The sequence below is a fragment of the Aeromonas sp. HMWF016 genome (assembly GCF_963878195.1).
Lineage (GTDB): Bacteria > Pseudomonadota > Gammaproteobacteria > Enterobacterales > Aeromonadaceae > Aeromonas > Aeromonas lacus.
In genome coordinates this window covers 30,930-32,650 of sequence record NZ_CAWNWX010000011.1, presented here as the reverse complement: position 1 = coordinate 32,650, position 1,721 = coordinate 30,930, and the positions used below count along the sequence as shown (strand labels likewise).

Genomic DNA, 1,721 nt, shown 5'->3' with positions numbered 1-1,721 from the left:
GTGGCGGGGGAGCGGGTTCGCCTGCTGCTGCACCCGGGCATGACGCCCCCGCCGCTCCCGGAGCTGCAATTGGCCAACGGCGCCTTTCAACCGGCCCAGCCCCGGCTGGAAGATGCCTTTATCGACCTGCTCGGCGGCGGCCCCGGCGGGGAGTCGAGTCTGGCAGCCGGGATGCGCGAAGCGGAACTGCCGCAGGGGGTCTCCCCCGAGGCGGTGATCGAGGCGCGCCACCTCACCAAGCGCTTCGGCGATTTTGCCGCCACCGATGATGTCAGCTTTGCTGTGCGCCGCGGCGAGATCTTCGGCCTGCTCGGCCCCAACGGGGCGGGCAAGTCCACCACCTTCAAGATGGAGTGCGGCCTGCTGCGCCCGAGCGAGGGACAGGCGCTGGTAACCGGCATCGATCTGGCTCACAGCCCCTCGGCGGCACGCCAGCGCCTCGGCTACATGGCGCAGAAGTTCTCCCTCTACAAGCAGCTTACCGTGGCGCAGAACCTCTCCTTCTTCGCCGGTATCTACGGCCTGTTCGGCCGCCACCAGCAGACGCGGATCGATGCCATGGTGGCGGCCTTTGCCCTCGCCCCCTGGCTTGCTCAAAAAGCGGAATCCCTGCCGCTCGGCCTTCGCCAGCGCTTGTCGCTGGCCTGCGCCCTGCTGCACGAGCCGCCGCTGCTGTTTCTCGACGAGCCCACCTCCGGGGTCGATCCGGTAACCCGGCGCGAGTTCTGGTCACACATCAACGCGCTGGCCGATCACGGCGTCACCGTGCTGGTCACCACCCACTTTATGGATGAGGCGGAGTATTGCGACCGCATTGCCCTCATCTATCGCGGCAAGCTGCTGGCACTCGGCACCCCGGACGATCTCAAGGGGCTGGCCGCCAAAGAGGCGGCGACTTCTCTGCCAACCGGCTCCTTGCCGACCATGGAAGAGGCCTTTATCACCCTGGTCGAGCGGGCCAGCGAGGAGGACGAATGAGCATCAACCGTCGGCGACTGCTGGCCCTCTGCCGCAAGGAGACGCTGCAAATCGTCCGTGACCCGAGCAGCATCCTCATCGCCTTCATCATGCCGGTGGTACTACTGGTGGTGATGGGGTACGCCATCAATCTGGATGTAGACCATCTGCGCCTCGGCATCTGGCGTACCGACAGCGGCGCCCCGGCGGTGCGGCTGGAGCAGGCCCTGCGCGGCTCTACCGCGCTGGAGATCCACAGCGGGCCGAGCAAGGAGTCCCTGCTCGCCAGTCTGGCCCGTGGCGAGATCCGCGGCCTGCTGGTGATCGATGACGGCTTCTCCCGCGAGCTGGCCGGTCAGGGCAATGGCACGCCACAGGCGCTGCTGCTGACCGATGGCTCCGAGCCCAACACTGCCAACTTCGTCACCAACTATGTGCAGGGGATCTGGCAGGGGTGGCTCGCTGGCGAGGGGGTTGCCATGCCGGTGTCGATAGAGAGCCGCGCCTGGTTCAACCCGGCGCTGGTGAGCCGCAACTTTCTGGTGCCGGGCTCCGTTGCGGTAGTGATGACCATCATAGGTGCCCTGCTCACCTCGCTGGTGGTGGCGCGGGAGTGGGAGCGCGGCACCATGGAGGCGCTGCTCGCCACCCCGGTCACCAAGGGGGAGCTGCTGCTCTCCAAGCTGCTGCCCTACTACGGCCTCGGCATCATCGCCATGCTGCTCTGCCTGCTCTTCTCGGTGGCGGTGATGGCGGTGCCATGG

At 67.1% G+C, this 1,721-nt stretch carries 2 protein-coding genes; both read left to right on the top strand.

Annotation, left to right across the window (positions count from 1 at the left end):
- Positions 1–978 (top strand): ABC transporter ATP-binding protein (locus AACS24_RS01255; RefSeq protein ID WP_258223047.1); only part of this gene is annotated, 978 nt, incomplete at its 5' end.
- The coding region (locus AACS24_RS01250) for an ABC transporter permease (RefSeq protein ID WP_258223046.1) at positions 975–1,721 on the top strand (747 nt) is incomplete at its 3' end. The genes AACS24_RS01255 and AACS24_RS01250, both read left to right, overlap by 4 nt.